We start from the raw sequence: 14,746 nt of genomic DNA on the forward strand, positions 1-14,746 counted from the left end.
TTATCAATATTTTAAACATTTTATCTTATTTTGGCTTAATTAAAAGAAGTTATGCAAGAATACACGCTAAAAAGCGTGTATGAAGATTTATTCTCTCCAGCCGTATTTTTTAAAAATTTCTTTAGCTTCCTTAGAACTTAAATAAGCAATAAAATCTTGTGTTTCTTTGCCCGCATCTTCTTTGGCTACCACATTAAAAGTTCTATAAACAACCAAGTCTTTTTCTATAGCTACGGCAGTTCCTATGTCAGGATTGCTTTTTGACCAGTCAATCCAAGTGATCCAAGCATCGGCTTGATCTTGTGCGAAAAGGTTTCTTGCACTTCCACTATTTGGAACAAAAGCTACGATATTGTTTCTAAAATTTTGTATGGTTTTTATATCTTGAGTTCTACCTATCATATCTTCCCAAACTCCAGTTCCAGAAGTATTGCTCTTTCCAGCACCTTCAGGTACAACAATTCTTACTTTTTTATTAGCCAAATCTTTTAAACCTTCGATTTTTAAAGGATTGCCTTTTTGAGTAAGTATGATGGCTTCTCTAAAATACAAAGGCTTGATTTTACTCACATTAAAATCTTTTCCAAAATCACTCGCTATAGCTAAAGCTGATTGATCTGAAGCGCCAAATAAAATATCTGCATCTTTTTTAGCCTTTTCAAACCAAGTCGCTTGAGGGCCAAAATTTACATTTACTTTAACGCCTGTTTTTTCGCTATATTTACTTGCTATATCTTTTAAGGCTGTGTGTGGGCCACCTGGTCCGTAAAGATTTACATCTGCATTTGCCATACTAAAAGCTAAGGTACATGCACCAAATAAAGTAATAATTTTTTTCATAGTATTTCCTTTTATGATAAATTTTTATTGATTGAAGGTGAGATTTTAGAAATTATATGTTAATAAATAGTTATAATGTAACAAAAATCTTATTAAAATCTAACTTTTGCTTGGTATTTTTGCAAGCAAAAGTTAAAATTGTTATTGATACTTCTTCTTAGCGCTAAAATGACATAAAGTAGAACAAAGTATGCAAAGAATACAAGCGCTAAGGAGCATGATAAGACCAGCATTCCAACTACCATAGTAATCCACAGCCCAACCTATAGCTTTTGTTCCAAGTGAAGCACCGACTACATAGCTCATAAAGCCACGAAGTCCTACACAAGATCCTACTGCAAAAGCAGGAACGACTTCCATAGTTTGCACACTTGCTAAAAATTGTGGTATATAGACCAAACACCCCGCCATAGCTGCAAAGAAAATAACCATATAAAGATTATTTGAAGTAAAATATCCAATAATCATAAAGAAAATAATCACCATAGCGCCTATAGCAGGAGGCATTCTATAGCCTTTAAAAATTTTATCTGAAATATATCCTGCAAGTAAAGTAGAAGGTATAGCAGCCCATTCAAAAAGCCAAAAGGCAATACCCATTTGTTCTTTATTAAAGCCTTTTGTTTCTAGCAAGTAAATAGGAAGCCAAGAAATAAGCCCAAAACGCACCATATAAACAAAAGTATCCATCCAAGCCACATACCAAGCATTTTTATTTTTAAGCACATAACGATAAAAAATTTCAAAACTGCTTAAATTTGGACTTTCTACAGCTTTGATTTCTTCTGTTTTAATCCCTCGCATTTCATTGATTTCAGTAATATCAACCAAACCTTCATTTTTAGGACTTCCTTTAACTGCATAAAGCACATAAAGACTAATGATAACTGCACAAGCAGCAGGAACATAAAAATGATTCATGTGCCAATATGTTTCATTAAAATCCGCCATACTCACACCCAATAACGCTGCCAAAGCAAAACCTGAAAGCGAAACTATAGGAGCAACTATCCCGCCTCCTATATTATGTGAGATATTCCAAACGGCCGTGTAAATTCCCCGCTCTTTTTTAGGATACCAGTTTGCAAGAGTGATAAAAGAAGGACCTACCCCCATACCTTGAAAAACCCCAAGCGCGATAACAAAACCTACATAAGCGTAAAAAGAATTTGAAAAACCAAGTAAAACATTTACAAGAGCACATAAAATAAGACCTAAAGCCATGTATTTTTTAGGATCAGCTTTATCGCTTATAACGCTCATTGCACCCTTGCTAATCCCGTAAGCTATAAGCATTGAGCCTGTGATTGTTCCGATGTCCGATTTACTGAGATCAAGTTGATTTTGTATAAATGGAGTTGAAAGAGTGATATTATTTCGCACAAGATAATATCCCATATATCCTATAAAAACCCCACTTAAACTCCAAGTTCTCATTTTGTAATATCTAGGTAAAATTTCCTTTTTAGGAAATTTAATAGCTTTTGCCTTAGGTTTGAAAAAATCAAACATATTTAAACCCTCCTTACTAACTTTATATTTTTATAGTTTAAATAATATTAATCGATATAAAATAAAAAAATAATTAAAAATAATACGAGATTTATATAATTTAAAATTAAAATTTTTATACTATGAAGCTTTAAAAAAATATGCTAAAATCCAAATTTTATCTTTTGCAAGGAAGACAATGAAAGAAATTCTTATCACTAATGACGATGGCTATGAAAGCGAAGGACTTAAAAAACTCATTAAGATGTTAAAAAAAGAATTTAAAGCCAAGATCACCATAGTAGCTCCTGCTACTGAAAAATCAGCTTGTTCACATTCCATAACTCTAACTAAACCCTTACGCTTTGTTAAAGTAGGAAAAAGATTTTACAAACTTGATGATGGCACTCCAGCAGATTGTATTTATCTTGCACTTCACGCACTTTATAAAACACGCTTGCCTGATCTTGTAATCAGTGGGATTAACAAAGGAGCAAACGTAGGTGAAGATATTACCTACTCAGGAACTTGTGCAGGAGCTATGGAGGCGGTTTTACAAGGAATTCCTGCTATCGCTCTTTCTCAATTTTATAAAAAAAGCGAAAAAGAACTAGACTATAAAAATGCTTTAAAAATTACCAAAAAAATCATTCAAAATATTTTTGATAAAGGTTTTCCTTTGGAAAAAAAAGAATTTTTAAATATCAATTTTCCTGCAAAATCAAAAATCAAAGGCATTAAAATTTGTAAAGCAGGCAAAAGGGTTTATAATTTTGAAGCCCACTCAAATGTCAATCCAAGAGGAGTTGAGTATTATTGGCTTGCAGCAGCGAATTTAGACTTTGAAGATGAGAAAAATAGCGATATTGTCTTACTTAAAAAAGGCTACGCTACAATAACCCCTATAATGCTGGATCTTACAGCTTATGAAAAAATGAAAAAAGTTAAAAAATGGTTAAAGGCAAATGATGAATGATAGATTTACACGTATAAAATGGCTAGTTGGAGAAGAAAAATTTCAAAAAATTTCACAAACAAAAGTTTTGGTTTGCGGACTTGGTGGAGTGGGTGGAATTTGCGTTGATGCACTTTATCGTAGCGGTTTTAAAAACCTTACTTTAATCGATGCGGATAAATTTGAAATCACCAATCAAAATCGCCAAATTCATAGCGAAAATATAGGCGAAGAAAAAGCTAAAGTATTTGAAAGAATTTATAAGGCTAAAGGTATAGTCAGCAAAATCGATGAAGATTTTTTAGAAAATTTTGATTTAAGCGAGTTTGATCTTATCATAGATGCCATTGATGATATCCCTGCAAAAGTAGCTTTGGCTCATCTTATAGATTTTAAAAAACAAATTTTTATCTCTTCAACAGGTGGAGCTAGAAAGCTTGATCCAACACGCATTAAAACTACAAGTATTTTTAAAACTCACGGTGATGCTTTAGCGAAAAAATTTCGTTATGAACTTAGAAAATCAGGCTTTAAGGGAAATTTTGATGTGGTATTTTCTGATGAAGAAGCACATTGTAAAGATTTAGGTTCTTTTATGGGTGTGACAGCTTCTTTTGGTTTGGCTTTAGCAAGTTTAGCAATGAGAAAAGTCTTATCAAAATATAAAGAGCAATGAGAAATTTTATTGTATTTATATTGTTTTTGAATATAGCCATTGGAGAGGATAAAATACTTGGTAATTTTTTTAAAGATTGTAATACAAGTGGGACTTTTATAGTCTTTGATGGAAAAAATTATGCAAGTAATGATTTTAAAAGAGCTAAACAAGCCTTTTCTCCTGCTTCAACTTTTAAAATTTTTAATGCTTTAATTGCACTTGATAATGGTGTAGTTAGAGATACAAAGGAAATTTTTTATCATTATAAGGGCGAAAAAGTATTTTTGCCCTCTTGGAAACAAGATGCTAGTTTAAGCTCAGCTATAAAACGCTCTCAAGTGCCTGCTTTTAAAGAATTGGCAAGAAAAATAGGACTTAAAACCATGCAAGAAAGCTTAAATAAACTTTCTTATGGAAATGCAAAAATTTCAAAAATCGATACCTTTTGGCTCGATAATTCTTTACAAATTTCTGCAAAAAATCAAGCTGATTTACTTTTTAAACTTTCGCAAAATTCTTTACCTTTTTCTAAAAAAATTCAAGAAGAAGTTAAAGAAATTATTCTTTTTAAGGAAGATAAAATCCAAAAAATTTATGCTAAAACAGGTTTTAATGATAATATCAATTTAGCTTGGATTGTTGGATTTGTAAAGACTGAAAACAAAATTTTATCTTTTGCTTTAAATGTTGATATAAAGGACATTAAAAATATTAAAATAAGGGAAGAATTATTAAATAAGTATTTAGCTAATTTTTTCAACAATAATAGGATTAAAAGCTTTTACTGAAAGTATGAGAGTATCGCCTATTTTTATATCTTGATAAGCTTTTAAAAATTCCTCTTCGCTAAGAGTGATTTTAATAATATCTTGATTTAAAAGCAAGGTTAAGACCACTAAAATATCACTTTTTTTAATTTCTAGCAAAGTTGCACTCAAACGCAATTTTGCACTAATACTTGAATGAGTAAAAAATTCATTTTTAGGAAAATCCTTAATGATTTTTCCATTTTTAAGTTCTAAGATCCTATGACTTAACTTATAAATTTCAGCCAAATCATGACTTACCAATAAAGTACTTATCTTAAAATACTCTAAAATTTTAACCAATTCATCTTGTAAATTGGCACGCATTTTAAAATCCAAAGCACTCAAAGGCTCATCTAAAAGCAAAATTTTTGGTTCCCTTGCTAAAGCTCTTGCTAAGGCTACTCTTTGCGCTTGTCCTCCACTTAAATGTTTAGGATAAATTTTAGCCAAATTTTCAAGACCCATTAAGGCTAAAAGCTCGCTAACCTTTGCCTTAGAACTAGTGGCATAGGCGATATTTTCTTTTACATTCATATTTGGAAAAAGCGCATAATCTTGAAAAACAAAACCAATTTTTCTTTTTTGCAAAGCTAAACTAAAATTTTTTGAAGAATCAAACCAAAGTTCATTATCTACTTCTATACGCCCCAATTTAGGCTTTATAAGCCCTGCTATGATTTTTAAAAGAGTGGTTTTTCCTGCTCCACTTTCGCCAAAAAGTGCAGTAATTTTTCCTGATTCTATATCTTTTTTAAAATTTAAATCCAGTCTTCCTTTAGCAGTATTTATAGGATGATTGATATCAATTTTTATCATTGAAAACTCATTTTTTTATTGACAAAATAAAGACTAAAAAGCACTAAAAAAGAAAACATAAACAATATAAAAGCATATTGATGTGCCAAGCTATAGTTTAAGATTTCAAGTTCATCATAAATAGCTATACTAGCTACTAAAGTTTCACCTTGTTTATGTCCTCCTATCATCATCACGACTCCAAATTCACCCACAGTATGGGCAAAACTCATTGCACAAGCACTAAAAATTCCTGCTTTAGAATTAGGTAAAATTACTCTAAAAAGAGTATAAATTTTACTTTTACCTAAACTATAAGAAGCATCGAGTAAATTTGAATTGATCGATGAAAAGGCACTTTGCAAAGGATTTACCATAAAAGGCAAAGAAAAAATCAAAGAAGCAAAAACAAGACCTTCAAAACTAAAAACCAAAGAAAGATTAAAATATTCTTTTAAAACTTGCCCTAAAAAACTATTAGCCGAAAAAGTTACAAGCAAATAAAATCCCAAAACACTAGGAGGTAAAATCAAAGGTAAAGAAATAAAGCTTTGAAGGATTGTTTTAAAAGGAAAACACATAAAACTTAACAAATAAGCTAAAAATACACCGATAAAAAAAAGAATAAAAGTCGTGATAAAAGCAAGTTTAAAGGTAAGATAAAGGGTTTGTAAAAAAGCTGGATCAAGCATTATGACTCCTTAATACAATATCATTTGCTTTTACAAAACAAAGCCATTTTTGATTTTCACAAAGTTCAAGTTCTAAGGCTTTTTCTTTGGTGATGATACTAGAAAGCTCATTACCCTTAAAATCAAAAAATACCTGATACAAAAGTTCGCCTTTTTTAATTTTTGTAATTTTAGCTAAAAAAGAATTTTCAACACTTAAAAGAGTTTTGCTTGTGCTAAAACAAAGCTCATGCTCTTTAAAAAGAAGTTCTACACTCGCACCAATTTTTAAATTTTCTAAAGATTTTAATTCAAGCATTAAAACATTAAAAATCACTTCTTTAGAAAGTATTTTAACAATAACTATATCCTCTTGATTTAAAAGTTCACAAATTTGCCCTTTTATAAGGTTCATGGTGTGCTAAATCCGTATTTTTTAAAAATTTCTTTTGCTTTTGAAGAGCCAATAAATTCGCTAAATTCAAAGGCTAATTTTTTATCCTTAGCATATTTTGTGATGACATAACTTTGCTCTAAAGGGCTAAAATACTTTGGATTGATAATACTTGTGTTACCTTTAGGATGATTGATAGGAGAAACCAAAGAATAAGCCACTATAGCCATATCTGCATTTTTACTATCTACATGTAAAACAGGCACTGAGATATTTTCGCCTAAAACGATTTTATCCTTAAAAAGCTTATTTAAATCCAAATTTTCAAGCACTTCTTTAGCCGCTACTCCATAAGGAGCTACTTTAGGATTGGCTATGCTTAGATGCGTGATTTTACCTGCCTTTTCTTTTAAATTTTCAACGCCTCCTTGGAGTAAATTTTCATCCAAACTATACAAAGCCAAAACCCCTAAAACATAAACTTTTGGCTTTATTAAGGCATTTTTATCATCATAAATAGCCTTAGCATATTTAGTATCCGCTGAAAAAAAAAGATCAAATTCTCTTCCTTGTTTTAAAAGCTCATAATATTTTCCAGAAGCACCAAAAACCAATTCTATTTTATCTTCTGGATGTGTTTTCAAAAACTCATCTTTAACTTCACTCATTGCTTTTGAAGCTGAAGAAGCTACGAAAATGCTTAAATTTTGCGCATTTAAACACGAAACAAAAAACAAAATCCCAAAAAATACTATAAACTTTTTCATTTAGTTTTCCTTGTGTAAAAATTTAATTTTTGGATTATAACACAAAAAATTCATTTTATATCATTTTTGCATAAAATAAATACAGGATGATAAGTGAGTTTGTTTTGAAATTTTTCTTCAAATTCTTTTAAAAAACCTTTATTTAAAGGATAAAATCCTAAAGAATTTACCCCGCTTAATTTTAAATGTCTAAAAACATCTAAAGCATTATCAAAGCTTAATTCTACGAGTTCTTGAGTGATTTTTACTTCATTAAAATAGACTTTAAAATTTTGCTCTAATTCATTTAAGCTAAAATAATTTAAACCAAAACCCGTGCTTTGTTTGATTTCTTTTAAATTTTGTTCTGCAAAAGTAGAAAGAAGTAAAATCCCATTTTGATTTAGCATATCCCTAAGACTTGGTAAAATGCGTTTTAAATCAAGCCATTGCAAAGTTGCATTTGAAACGATAAGATCAAATTTCTCTTTACTTAAATCCTGTTTTGCAATTTCATTCATATCAAAAATTAAAATATTAGAATTTTCTTTAAAATCTAAAATATCGTTTTTTAAATACTCATCAAAAGTAATGAAATTTTGAAGTTTTTTGCTCAATTCACCCCTGCCACAACCAAATTCAAACACTTTTTCAAAATGTGAAATTTTTAAATCTTTTAAAATTTCACAAAGTTTTAAACCCATGAAATCTTGCACTTTTGCATGTTTTTCATAATCTTTTGCTTTTAAAAAATTCAAATTTCATCCCAAGTTTTAAAATGAAAAAAAGCAAAATGCGGTTCATCTAAAAAAATCAAATTTTTAAAACTATTTTTCAAGGTATTTGGCGGAAAAATTTCATCTTCTTTACTTGAATAAACCTTATCCCAAAGAAAATTTTCCTCTTGTTTTATTAAAGCAAAGTCAAAAAGTTTTTCAAGTTCTATTTTCAAAGCTTTTTCATCTTTAAAAATAAAATCTTTGGCTAAGCTTTTGAGTTCTTTAAATAAAGCCTTTTTAAAATGTTCTAATTTAAAATTTTGCAGGGTTTTTTTGAAAATTGTAGGATGAATTCCTTTTGATTTATCTATACCTAAATTTGTGCCATTTATGGCTATTTTTTGTTTAAAATTAAGCTCTTTTAAAAGTCTATTTGCCACACAAACCCCCATAGAAAAAGCGATTAAAAAAAGCTCATCAAAAGCTTTGAAATTAAAATTTAAATCAAAATTTTCATAATCATAAAATAAAATCACATTTTTATCGCTTTTTAAATGCGAAAAATGACTAGGATGTGAAGCAAATCCTCCAAATACCACTATAAGTTTTTTTGAATCAGGATTTTTGCATAAAAATTCATATTTCATAAAAGCTCTATTATCCTTTCAAGTTCTTCTGTGTTAAGTCCTGCGTGCAAAGAAAAACGAATTCTAGCTGTATTTTTTGGCACAGTAGGTTCTTTAATCGCAGGAGCAAAAAATCCAGCTTTTTGAAGTTTTTGTGAAATTTCTAAGGCTTTTTTATTTTCACCTAAAAGCAAGCAAATGATATAAGCATCGCCTAAAACAGTGTGATTTTTTTCTTGCAATTTACTTTTAAAAAAAGTGCTTAAAAGCTCTAATTTTTCTCTTTCTTTCTTAAAATAAGGCATTTTTTTAAAAATAAATTGCGTCCAAGCTATATTAATAGGTGGCAAGGCTGTAGAATAAATAAAAGCTCTAGCTTTGTTGATGAAAAATTTCTTATATTTTTCCTCGCATATCATACAAGCACCTATAGAAGCAAGGGCTTTACCAAAGGTAAAAACCAAAAAATCCACTTCATTTTCTAAGGCTAATTTTTTAACAAGCCCCAAACCCTCCTCATCAAAACAACCCACGCTGTGTGCTTCATCTATATAAAGCTTGATTTTATTATAACGCTTTTTAAGCTCACACAGAGTTTTAAAATCGCTAAAATCCCCATCCATACTAAACAAAGCTTCGCTTAAAACGATGATATTTTCATAATTTTCATAATATTTTTGGATTAAACCCTCTAAATGATTCATATCTTTATGATGAAAACGAAAAAAATCAGCCCCACCAAGTTTTAAGCCATCAATCATACTCGCATGAATAAATTTATCGGCTAAAAAAAGCGTCTTATAAACGCTAGAAAGTGTTGCTATACAAGAGATATTTAAATGATAGCCACTATTAAAATGCAAAATTTGCTTATCTTTAAATTTAGTCTTTAAAAAACTTTCTAATTCTTCATAAATTTCAAAATTTCCACTCAAACTTCTTGAACTCGAACTTGAAAAAAACAAATCTTGCTCTTTTAGGGTGTTTAAAAACTCAGCTTTTAACTCTTTAGAAGACGCCAAATAAAGATAATCATTTCCTGCTAAATTTAAAAGTTTGTGATCTTGCTTATAAACAAATTTATTTTCATGTTTTAAAGGTGTTAGAGTTCTTAGATTGTGATTTTGCTCTAGATCTTGCAAAATTTTTTCAAGCTTCATTTTTTTCCTGTAAATTTAAAAATTTAAAGTATTATTTTGCCAAAATATTTTTAAAAAAGAAGTTATAATGCAAAATCAAATCTTAAAAAATCTCGATTTAAAACACATTTGGCACCCTTGCACACAAATGAAAGATCACGAAACCCTACCTTTAATCCCTATAAAAAAAGCAAAAGGCGTATGGCTTTATGATTTTGATGATAAGGCTTATATGGATTGTGTAAGTTCTTGGTGGGTAAATCTTTTTGGTCATTGCAATGAAAAAATCGCAAATGCCATCAAAAAACAAGTTGATGAGCTTGAGCATGTGATTTTAGCAGGTTTTACACATGAACCTATCATCAAACTTTCAGCTAGACTTTGTAAAAAAGTGGGGCGTGATTTTAATAAATGTTTTTATGCAGATAATGGCTCAAGCGCCATTGAAGTAGCACTTAAGATGAGTTTTCATTATCATTTAAATAAAGGTTTGAAAAAAAATAAATTTTTATCCCTAAGCAATTCCTATCATGGCGAAACCTTAGGGGCTTTAAGTGTGGGCGATGTTGCGCTTTATAAAGATACTTACAAAGCCTTACTTTTAGAGTGTTTAAGCACTCCTGTGCCACAAGGTAAAGACTATACTAAAGAGCTTGAAATTTTAAAAGATATTTTAGAAAAACACTCGAGTGAAATTTGCGCTTTTATACTTGAACCTTTGGTGCAATGTGCGGGAAATATGCACATGTATGAAGCTGGTTTTATCGATGAAGCGATCAAGCTTTGCCATGATTTTAATGTGCAAGTGATTTTTGATGAAATTGCAGTGGGTTTTGGACGCACAGGAACTTTGTTTGCCTTACATCAATGCAAACAAAGTCCCGATTTTATCTGTCTTTCAAAGGGAATTACAGGAGGATTTATGCCTCTTTCTGTAGTGCTTACAAAGGATGAAATTTACAATGCCTTTTATGCACCCTATAGTGAGCAAAAAGCCTTTTTACACTCTCATAGCTACACAGGAAACACTCTAGCTTGTGCAGCAGCTAATGCGGTTTTAGATATCTTTGAAAATGAAAATATTTTAGAAAAAAATCAAATTTTAAGCACCTTTATTCAGCAAGAATTTTCAAAACTTAAAAAATTTGATTTTTTAGGAAATTTTAGAACTTGTGGAATGATCAGTGCTTTTGATATTTTAAGCTCTAAATACGAACGTGTGGGACTTTTTGTATTTCAAAAAGCCTTAGAAAAAGGTTTGCTTTTAAGACCTTTAGCAAATACGATTTATTTTATGCCTCCTTACATCATCACAAAAGAACAAATCGTTTATGTAGTAGAGAGTTTAGAACAAATTTTTAAGGAATTTTAAGTTGCAAAATTTCTTGCATTTGCTCTTTAAAATCTTTATTTAAAATGCTATTTTCATCAAAAAAATCAAGATTAATTATGGGAATTTTTGCATAATTTTTTATAAAATCATCTTGAAAGGTATCTTTTTTGCCCATCATCACAAGGGCTAAAATATTGATATTTCTTTGCTTTAAAGCTTCAATACTAAGCAAAATATGATTAATACTTCCAAGATAGTATTTTGCTACTAAAATCGTAGGGTGTTTAAAAATATTCACAAAATCAATCATAGTGTAATTTTCATCCATAGGAGAAAAAAGCCCACCCGCAAGCTCAATAAGTAGGTTCTCACTTTTTGGTAAAATGATATCTAAGGCTTTATAATCAAGCTTTTCTTTGATTTTTCCAAGATGAGGGGAAGCTGGAGTTTGCAAAAAAATACCTTCTTTAAAAATCTTTGTTTTTGGGCTAAATTTTGCAATAAACTCGCTATCTGTTGGAGTTCCTGCTTGAATGAGTTTAAAATAATCATAGTTAAAATTCGCACAAAAAGCTGCGCTAAAATGTGTTTTTCCTACATCAGTATGTATTCCACTTACATAAATTTGCACAAAAAATCCTCAAGAAAGAAATTTTAAACCCACTGTACAAGCAATAATCACAGCGATTAAAAAAAGTTTTAAAAAACTTTTACTTTCTTTATAAAAAAGCACTCCTATCATTACCCCACCAGCGGTTCCAGCTCCTGTCCATATAGCATAAGCAACACTCATAGCGATATTTTGCATACTTAAGCTTAAAAAAGTAAAAGAAAACCCAAAGCACACTATCAAAGCCAAAAGATAAAGCTTATTTTTAGTATTTACAAGTTCTTTCATGATCGCCACGCCAAAAATTTCACAAGTAGTAGCTAAAAACAAATAAAACCATTCCATAACTAAGCTTCCTTGCTTACCCATTTAAGGGCTATAATGCTTAAAAGTAAAATCGCTATAAGCACAAGTTTAACTATAGAAACAGCCTCATTAAAAATAAACATTTCATTTAAAACCACTCCTATAGTGCCAATGCCTACAAAAACACTATAAGTAATGCTTACTTCAAGTCTTTCACAAGCTTTTAAAAAACAAGTAAAAGAAATACAAACCCCAATGGCTGTTAAAATATAGTGCCAAATTTCTGTAGAATACTTAAGTCCACTTACCCAAAAACATTCTATAATCCCGCCTAAGATTATTAAAAACCAAGCTATATTGATATTGAATTTTTCATTCACATGAAGCCTTAAATTAACATAATTTATAAAACAAATTATATCTTAAAGAAATTAAAAGAAGCTATAAATTTACTTTTCCATAAGCCAAAATTAGATAAAATCAAAGCTCATTTTTTAAGAAAGGACAAAAGATGTTAGAAGGTATCGTTAGAGAGAGTATCGGTAGAAAAGCTGCTAAAGCTTTAAAAAGAGATGGTTATCTAATCGCAAACATCTATGGAAAAGGATTAGAAAACATCAATGCCGCTTTTAAAGTAAATGAGTTTATTAAGGAAGTTCGTAAAAAAACTACTTTAATTTTTGATGTAAAAGTAGGTTCTCAAACTTTAAGCGTTGTAGTTGTGGATTATCAAAAAGATCCTGTAACTGCAGAACTTAAACATGTGGATTTAAAAGTTGCACAAAAAGGTGTGATTTCTAAATACATGGTTCCAGTTAAAATCACAGGAACAGCTATAGGTCTTAAAAATAAAGGTGTTTTAATCCAATCAAAAAGAAGATTAAAAGTAAAATGTGCAGCTGAAAATTTACCAAATTTTTTCGAACTTGATGTAAGTAAACTTGATGTGGGTGATGCTTTACTTGTTCGTGATATTGTAGTTCCTGCGGGAGTAACTATGATTGATGCTGATAGAGTAGCGGTTGTAGGTGTAGAAAAAGCTAGATGATTTTAGTCGTAGGGCTTGGCAATATAGGTGTAGAGTATGAAAATACCCGTCATAATGTCGGTTTTATGCTAATTGACTTGCTTTTAAAAGAAAGCAATTTTACAAATCTTACAAACTCTAAATTTAAAGGAGAACTTTTTAAAATAGGTTCTTCTTTACTTCTTCTTAAACCTAGCACTTATATGAATAATTCAGGACTTAGTGTAAAAGCAGTGAATGATTTTTATAAATGCGAAAGAATGATAGTTATCCATGATGATATAGATATAAATTTAGGAGCCTTGCGCTTTAAAAAAGGCGGTTCAAGTGGTGGACATAATGGGCTTAAAAGCATAGATACTTTATGTGGAAATGATTATGAAAGAGTGCGTATAGGAGTGGGAAAGGGTGAAAATGTGATTTCCCATGTTTTAGGTAAATTTAAATCCGAAGAAGAAATAACTTTAAGCAAAGTTTTAGAGCATACAAAAAAAGCTTTGCTTGAGCTTATTGAAAATGATGATTTGTCTGCTATATCATCCAAATACAGCCTAAAGGCTTAAGATGTGGATATTTTTTCGTTTTATTTCAGGGATTTATTTAAAAAATTTTTTTATTATATTTTTTTCTTTGCTTGGTTTTTATTGCGGTATTGATTTGCTCTTAAATTTTAAAGATCTACCAAAAGCCGCAAATCTTGATTTGCTTTATGTTATGTTTTTATCTTTCTCGGCAGTGCCTTATGTATTACCCATTTCTTTGATTTTTGCTTTGGTAGTTTCTTTGATTTCTATGATCAGAGCAAATGAATTTGTAAGTCTTTATGCGTTAGGACTGAGCAGAAATTATGTTATTTTATTTCCTTTTTTATGGGCTTTATTTTTTTGTTGTATTTATATAGGATTGAATTTTACTTCTTTTGCTTATGCAAATGATTATAAGAGAAATATTTTAAAAAATGGCACTATTATGAATCAAAGTGGAGAAGTGTTTTTGAAATTTAACAATAATTTTGTTTATATTTCAAAGATAAACAATGGACAAAATAGTGCTCAAAATATAAAAATTTTTAATATCAATGATTTAAATTTAAACTCTTTTGTAAGTGCTAAAAATGCCCATTTTGAAGGTGAAAGTTGGATTTTGCGAGATGGTAATATTACATTATTACCTAAAAATTATGAACTTGCTAATGATGGTTTAAAGATACAAGATTTCTTCGAGCTTAAATCACTTGAGGGTTTTAAACCAAAGATTATAGAAGGGGTTGCTAGTAATAGTGATTATTCAATATCTGACGCACTTGAAAGTTTTGAGCTTTTTAAGGCGCAAAATGTCAATACAGATGCTCTTAAAATCAATCTTTATAAATTTGTTTTTACTCCTTTTTTTGCACCATTTTTAATGCTTATTATGTATTATTTTTTTCCTGTAATAGCAAGATTTTTTAATCTTGCTTTTGTAACTTTTATAGCTTTTGTAGTGACTTTGATGATTTGGGGAGTCTTGTTTTTGCTTACTAGATTAAGCGAAAATAGTGTGATTGCAAGTGAAATTGGCATTGTAGTGCCTATTATAATTTTGGGTTGTTTAAGTGCTTATATGTATTATAAGCATCGATAAATTA

At 29.9% G+C, this 14,746-nt stretch carries 19 protein-coding genes; 7 read left to right on the forward strand and 12 right to left on the reverse strand.

Annotated features, from left to right (window positions below):
- Positions 1-87 precede the first annotated feature (87 nt).
- Both peb3 and FBE93_RS00430 read right to left on the reverse strand, forming a co-directional pair.
- Positions 88-840, reverse strand: a complete 753-nt coding sequence (gene peb3 / locus FBE93_RS00425) for an AcfC family glycoprotein adhesin PEB3 (protein ID WP_002934085.1) — start codon at positions 838-840, stop codon at positions 88-90.
- A 141-nt stretch (positions 841-981) separates the two neighbouring features.
- Positions 982-2,352 (reverse strand): MFS transporter, encoded by a 1,371-nt coding sequence (locus tag FBE93_RS00430; RefSeq protein WP_002934084.1) that lies wholly within the window; start codon positions 2,350-2,352, stop codon positions 982-984.
- Between the two features lie 178 nt (positions 2,353-2,530).
- Between FBE93_RS00430 and surE the strand changes: the two genes are divergently transcribed.
- From surE to FBE93_RS00445, 3 genes are read left to right on the forward strand one after another with little or no spacing between them, the layout of a single operon-like run.
- On the forward strand, positions 2,531-3,307 hold the full coding sequence (gene surE, locus FBE93_RS00435) for a 5'/3'-nucleotidase SurE (protein ID WP_002934083.1): 777 nt from the start codon (positions 2,531-2,533) through the stop codon (positions 3,305-3,307).
- Entirely contained in the window at positions 3,297-3,962 is a 666-nt protein-coding gene (locus FBE93_RS00440) for a ThiF family adenylyltransferase (protein WP_072225853.1), read from the forward strand. Before surE ends, FBE93_RS00440 begins: the two co-directional genes overlap by 11 nt.
- Positions 3,959-4,732: an OXA-184 family class D beta-lactamase OXA-447 gene (locus FBE93_RS00445; protein ID WP_002934081.1), complete on the forward strand. Its 774-nt coding sequence runs from the start codon at positions 3,959-3,961 to the stop codon at positions 4,730-4,732. Before FBE93_RS00440 ends, FBE93_RS00445 begins: the two co-directional genes overlap by 4 nt.
- Here the strand turns inward: FBE93_RS00445 and FBE93_RS00450 are convergent.
- From FBE93_RS00450 to FBE93_RS00480, 7 genes are read right to left on the reverse strand one after another with little or no spacing between them, the layout of a single operon-like run.
- On the reverse strand, positions 4,688-5,569 hold the full coding sequence (locus tag FBE93_RS00450; protein ID WP_002934080.1) for a sulfate/molybdate ABC transporter ATP-binding protein: 882 nt from the start codon (positions 5,567-5,569) through the stop codon (positions 4,688-4,690). The genes FBE93_RS00445 and FBE93_RS00450 overlap by 45 nt on opposite strands.
- Complete coding sequence (gene modB, locus FBE93_RS00455) at positions 5,566-6,240, reverse strand: molybdate ABC transporter permease subunit (protein WP_002934079.1); 675 nt, start codon at positions 6,238-6,240, stop codon at positions 5,566-5,568. The genes FBE93_RS00450 and modB overlap by 4 nt, the downstream gene beginning before the upstream one ends.
- On the reverse strand, positions 6,233-6,634 hold the full coding sequence (locus FBE93_RS00460; RefSeq protein WP_165434071.1) for a molybdenum-pterin-binding protein: 402 nt from the start codon (positions 6,632-6,634) through the stop codon (positions 6,233-6,235). Before FBE93_RS00460 ends, modB begins: the two co-directional genes overlap by 8 nt.
- Positions 6,631-7,380, reverse strand: a complete 750-nt coding sequence (gene modA / locus FBE93_RS00465) for a molybdate ABC transporter substrate-binding protein (RefSeq protein WP_002934077.1) — start codon at positions 7,378-7,380, stop codon at positions 6,631-6,633. Before modA ends, FBE93_RS00460 begins: the two co-directional genes overlap by 4 nt.
- Before the next feature lie 50 nt (positions 7,381-7,430).
- Positions 7,431-8,117, reverse strand: a complete 687-nt coding sequence (gene bioC / locus FBE93_RS00470; protein WP_002934076.1) for a malonyl-ACP O-methyltransferase BioC — start codon at positions 8,115-8,117, stop codon at positions 7,431-7,433.
- Positions 8,114-8,725 (reverse strand): pimeloyl-ACP methyl esterase BioG family protein, encoded by a 612-nt coding sequence (locus tag FBE93_RS00475; RefSeq protein ID WP_165434072.1) that lies wholly within the window; start codon positions 8,723-8,725, stop codon positions 8,114-8,116. Before FBE93_RS00475 ends, bioC begins: the two co-directional genes overlap by 4 nt.
- Complete coding sequence (locus FBE93_RS00480) at positions 8,722-9,864, reverse strand: pyridoxal phosphate-dependent aminotransferase family protein (protein WP_002934072.1); 1,143 nt, start codon at positions 9,862-9,864, stop codon at positions 8,722-8,724. Before FBE93_RS00480 ends, FBE93_RS00475 begins: the two co-directional genes overlap by 4 nt.
- A 67-nt stretch (positions 9,865-9,931) precedes the next feature.
- On the opposite strand from FBE93_RS00480, the gene FBE93_RS00485 reads away from it, so the two are divergent.
- A complete protein-coding gene (locus FBE93_RS00485; RefSeq protein ID WP_002934070.1) occupies positions 9,932-11,215 on the forward strand; it encodes an adenosylmethionine--8-amino-7-oxononanoate transaminase in 1,284 nt (427 codons plus the stop codon).
- Here the strand turns inward: FBE93_RS00485 and bioD are convergent.
- Genes bioD through FBE93_RS00500 form a run of 3 tightly spaced genes read right to left on the reverse strand, consistent with a single transcriptional unit; the run spans position 11,202 to position 12,472 of the window.
- A complete protein-coding gene (gene bioD / locus FBE93_RS00490) occupies positions 11,202-11,807 on the reverse strand; it encodes an ATP-dependent dethiobiotin synthetase BioD (RefSeq protein WP_002934069.1) in 606 nt (201 codons plus the stop codon). The two genes, FBE93_RS00485 and bioD, sit on opposite strands and share 14 nt — an antisense overlap.
- Before the next feature lie 9 nt (positions 11,808-11,816).
- Positions 11,817-12,131 carry a multidrug efflux SMR transporter gene (locus tag FBE93_RS00495; protein WP_002934064.1) on the reverse strand — a complete coding sequence of 105 codons (315 nt, stop codon included), beginning with the start codon at positions 12,129-12,131 and terminating at the stop codon, positions 11,817-11,819.
- Positions 12,132-12,133: 2 nt separating this feature from the next.
- A complete protein-coding gene (locus tag FBE93_RS00500; protein ID WP_002806996.1) occupies positions 12,134-12,472 on the reverse strand; it encodes a multidrug efflux SMR transporter in 339 nt (112 codons plus the stop codon).
- A gap of 131 nt (positions 12,473-12,603) precedes the next feature.
- On the opposite strand from FBE93_RS00500, the gene FBE93_RS00505 reads away from it, so the two are divergent.
- The 3 genes from FBE93_RS00505 to FBE93_RS00515 are packed head-to-tail and all read left to right on the forward strand — an operon-like array spanning position 12,604 to position 14,742.
- Positions 12,604-13,140 (forward strand): 50S ribosomal protein L25/general stress protein Ctc, encoded by a 537-nt coding sequence (locus FBE93_RS00505; protein WP_002791314.1) that lies wholly within the window; start codon positions 12,604-12,606, stop codon positions 13,138-13,140.
- Positions 13,137-13,682: an aminoacyl-tRNA hydrolase gene (gene pth / locus FBE93_RS00510; RefSeq protein WP_002857525.1), complete on the forward strand. Its 546-nt coding sequence runs from the start codon at positions 13,137-13,139 to the stop codon at positions 13,680-13,682. Before FBE93_RS00505 ends, pth begins: the two co-directional genes overlap by 4 nt.
- Position 13,683: 1 nt before the next feature.
- The gene (locus FBE93_RS00515; protein WP_059110890.1) at positions 13,684-14,742 is read left to right on the forward strand and encodes an LptF/LptG family permease; all 1,059 of its coding nucleotides are present in this window, start codon (positions 13,684-13,686) and stop codon (positions 14,740-14,742) included.
- Positions 14,743-14,746: the final 4 nt, after the last annotated feature.

It is taken from the genome of Campylobacter sp. CFSAN093229, from assembly GCF_011068225.1.
Lineage (GTDB): Bacteria > Campylobacterota > Campylobacteria > Campylobacterales > Campylobacteraceae > Campylobacter_D > Campylobacter_D jejuni.

Coding starts and splice junctions, on each gene's coding strand:
- modA (WP_002934077.1), bottom strand. CDS start 7,380: ATGAAAAAGTTTATAGTATTTTTTGGGATTTTGTTTTTTGTTTCGTGT.
- modB (WP_002934079.1), bottom strand. CDS start 6,240: ATGCTTGATCCAGCTTTTTTACAAACCCTTTATCTTACCTTTAAACTT.
- FBE93_RS00480 (WP_002934072.1), bottom strand. CDS start 9,864: ATGAAGCTTGAAAAAATTTTGCAAGATCTAGAGCAAAATCACAATCTA.
- FBE93_RS00450 (WP_002934080.1), bottom strand. CDS start 5,569: ATGATAAAAATTGATATCAATCATCCTATAAATACTGCTAAAGGAAGA.
- FBE93_RS00505 (WP_002791314.1), top strand. CDS start 12,604: ATGTTAGAAGGTATCGTTAGAGAGAGTATCGGTAGAAAAGCTGCTAAA.
- FBE93_RS00440 (WP_072225853.1), top strand. CDS start 3,297: ATGATGAATGATAGATTTACACGTATAAAATGGCTAGTTGGAGAAGAA.
- pth (WP_002857525.1), top strand. CDS start 13,137: ATGATTTTAGTCGTAGGGCTTGGCAATATAGGTGTAGAGTATGAAAAT.
- FBE93_RS00445 (WP_002934081.1), top strand. CDS start 3,959: ATGAGAAATTTTATTGTATTTATATTGTTTTTGAATATAGCCATTGGA.
- FBE93_RS00460 (WP_165434071.1), bottom strand. CDS start 6,634: ATGAACCTTATAAAAGGGCAAATTTGTGAACTTTTAAATCAAGAGGAT.
- FBE93_RS00485 (WP_002934070.1), top strand. CDS start 9,932: ATGCAAAATCAAATCTTAAAAAATCTCGATTTAAAACACATTTGGCAC.
- FBE93_RS00430 (WP_002934084.1), bottom strand. CDS start 2,352: ATGTTTGATTTTTTCAAACCTAAGGCAAAAGCTATTAAATTTCCTAAA.
- FBE93_RS00495 (WP_002934064.1), bottom strand. CDS start 12,131: ATGGAATGGTTTTATTTGTTTTTAGCTACTACTTGTGAAATTTTTGGC.
- surE (WP_002934083.1), top strand. CDS start 2,531: ATGAAAGAAATTCTTATCACTAATGACGATGGCTATGAAAGCGAAGGA.
- FBE93_RS00515 (WP_059110890.1), top strand. CDS start 13,684: ATGTGGATATTTTTTCGTTTTATTTCAGGGATTTATTTAAAAAATTTT.
- peb3 (WP_002934085.1), bottom strand. CDS start 840: ATGAAAAAAATTATTACTTTATTTGGTGCATGTACCTTAGCTTTTAGT.
- FBE93_RS00475 (WP_165434072.1), bottom strand. CDS start 8,725: ATGAAATATGAATTTTTATGCAAAAATCCTGATTCAAAAAAACTTATA.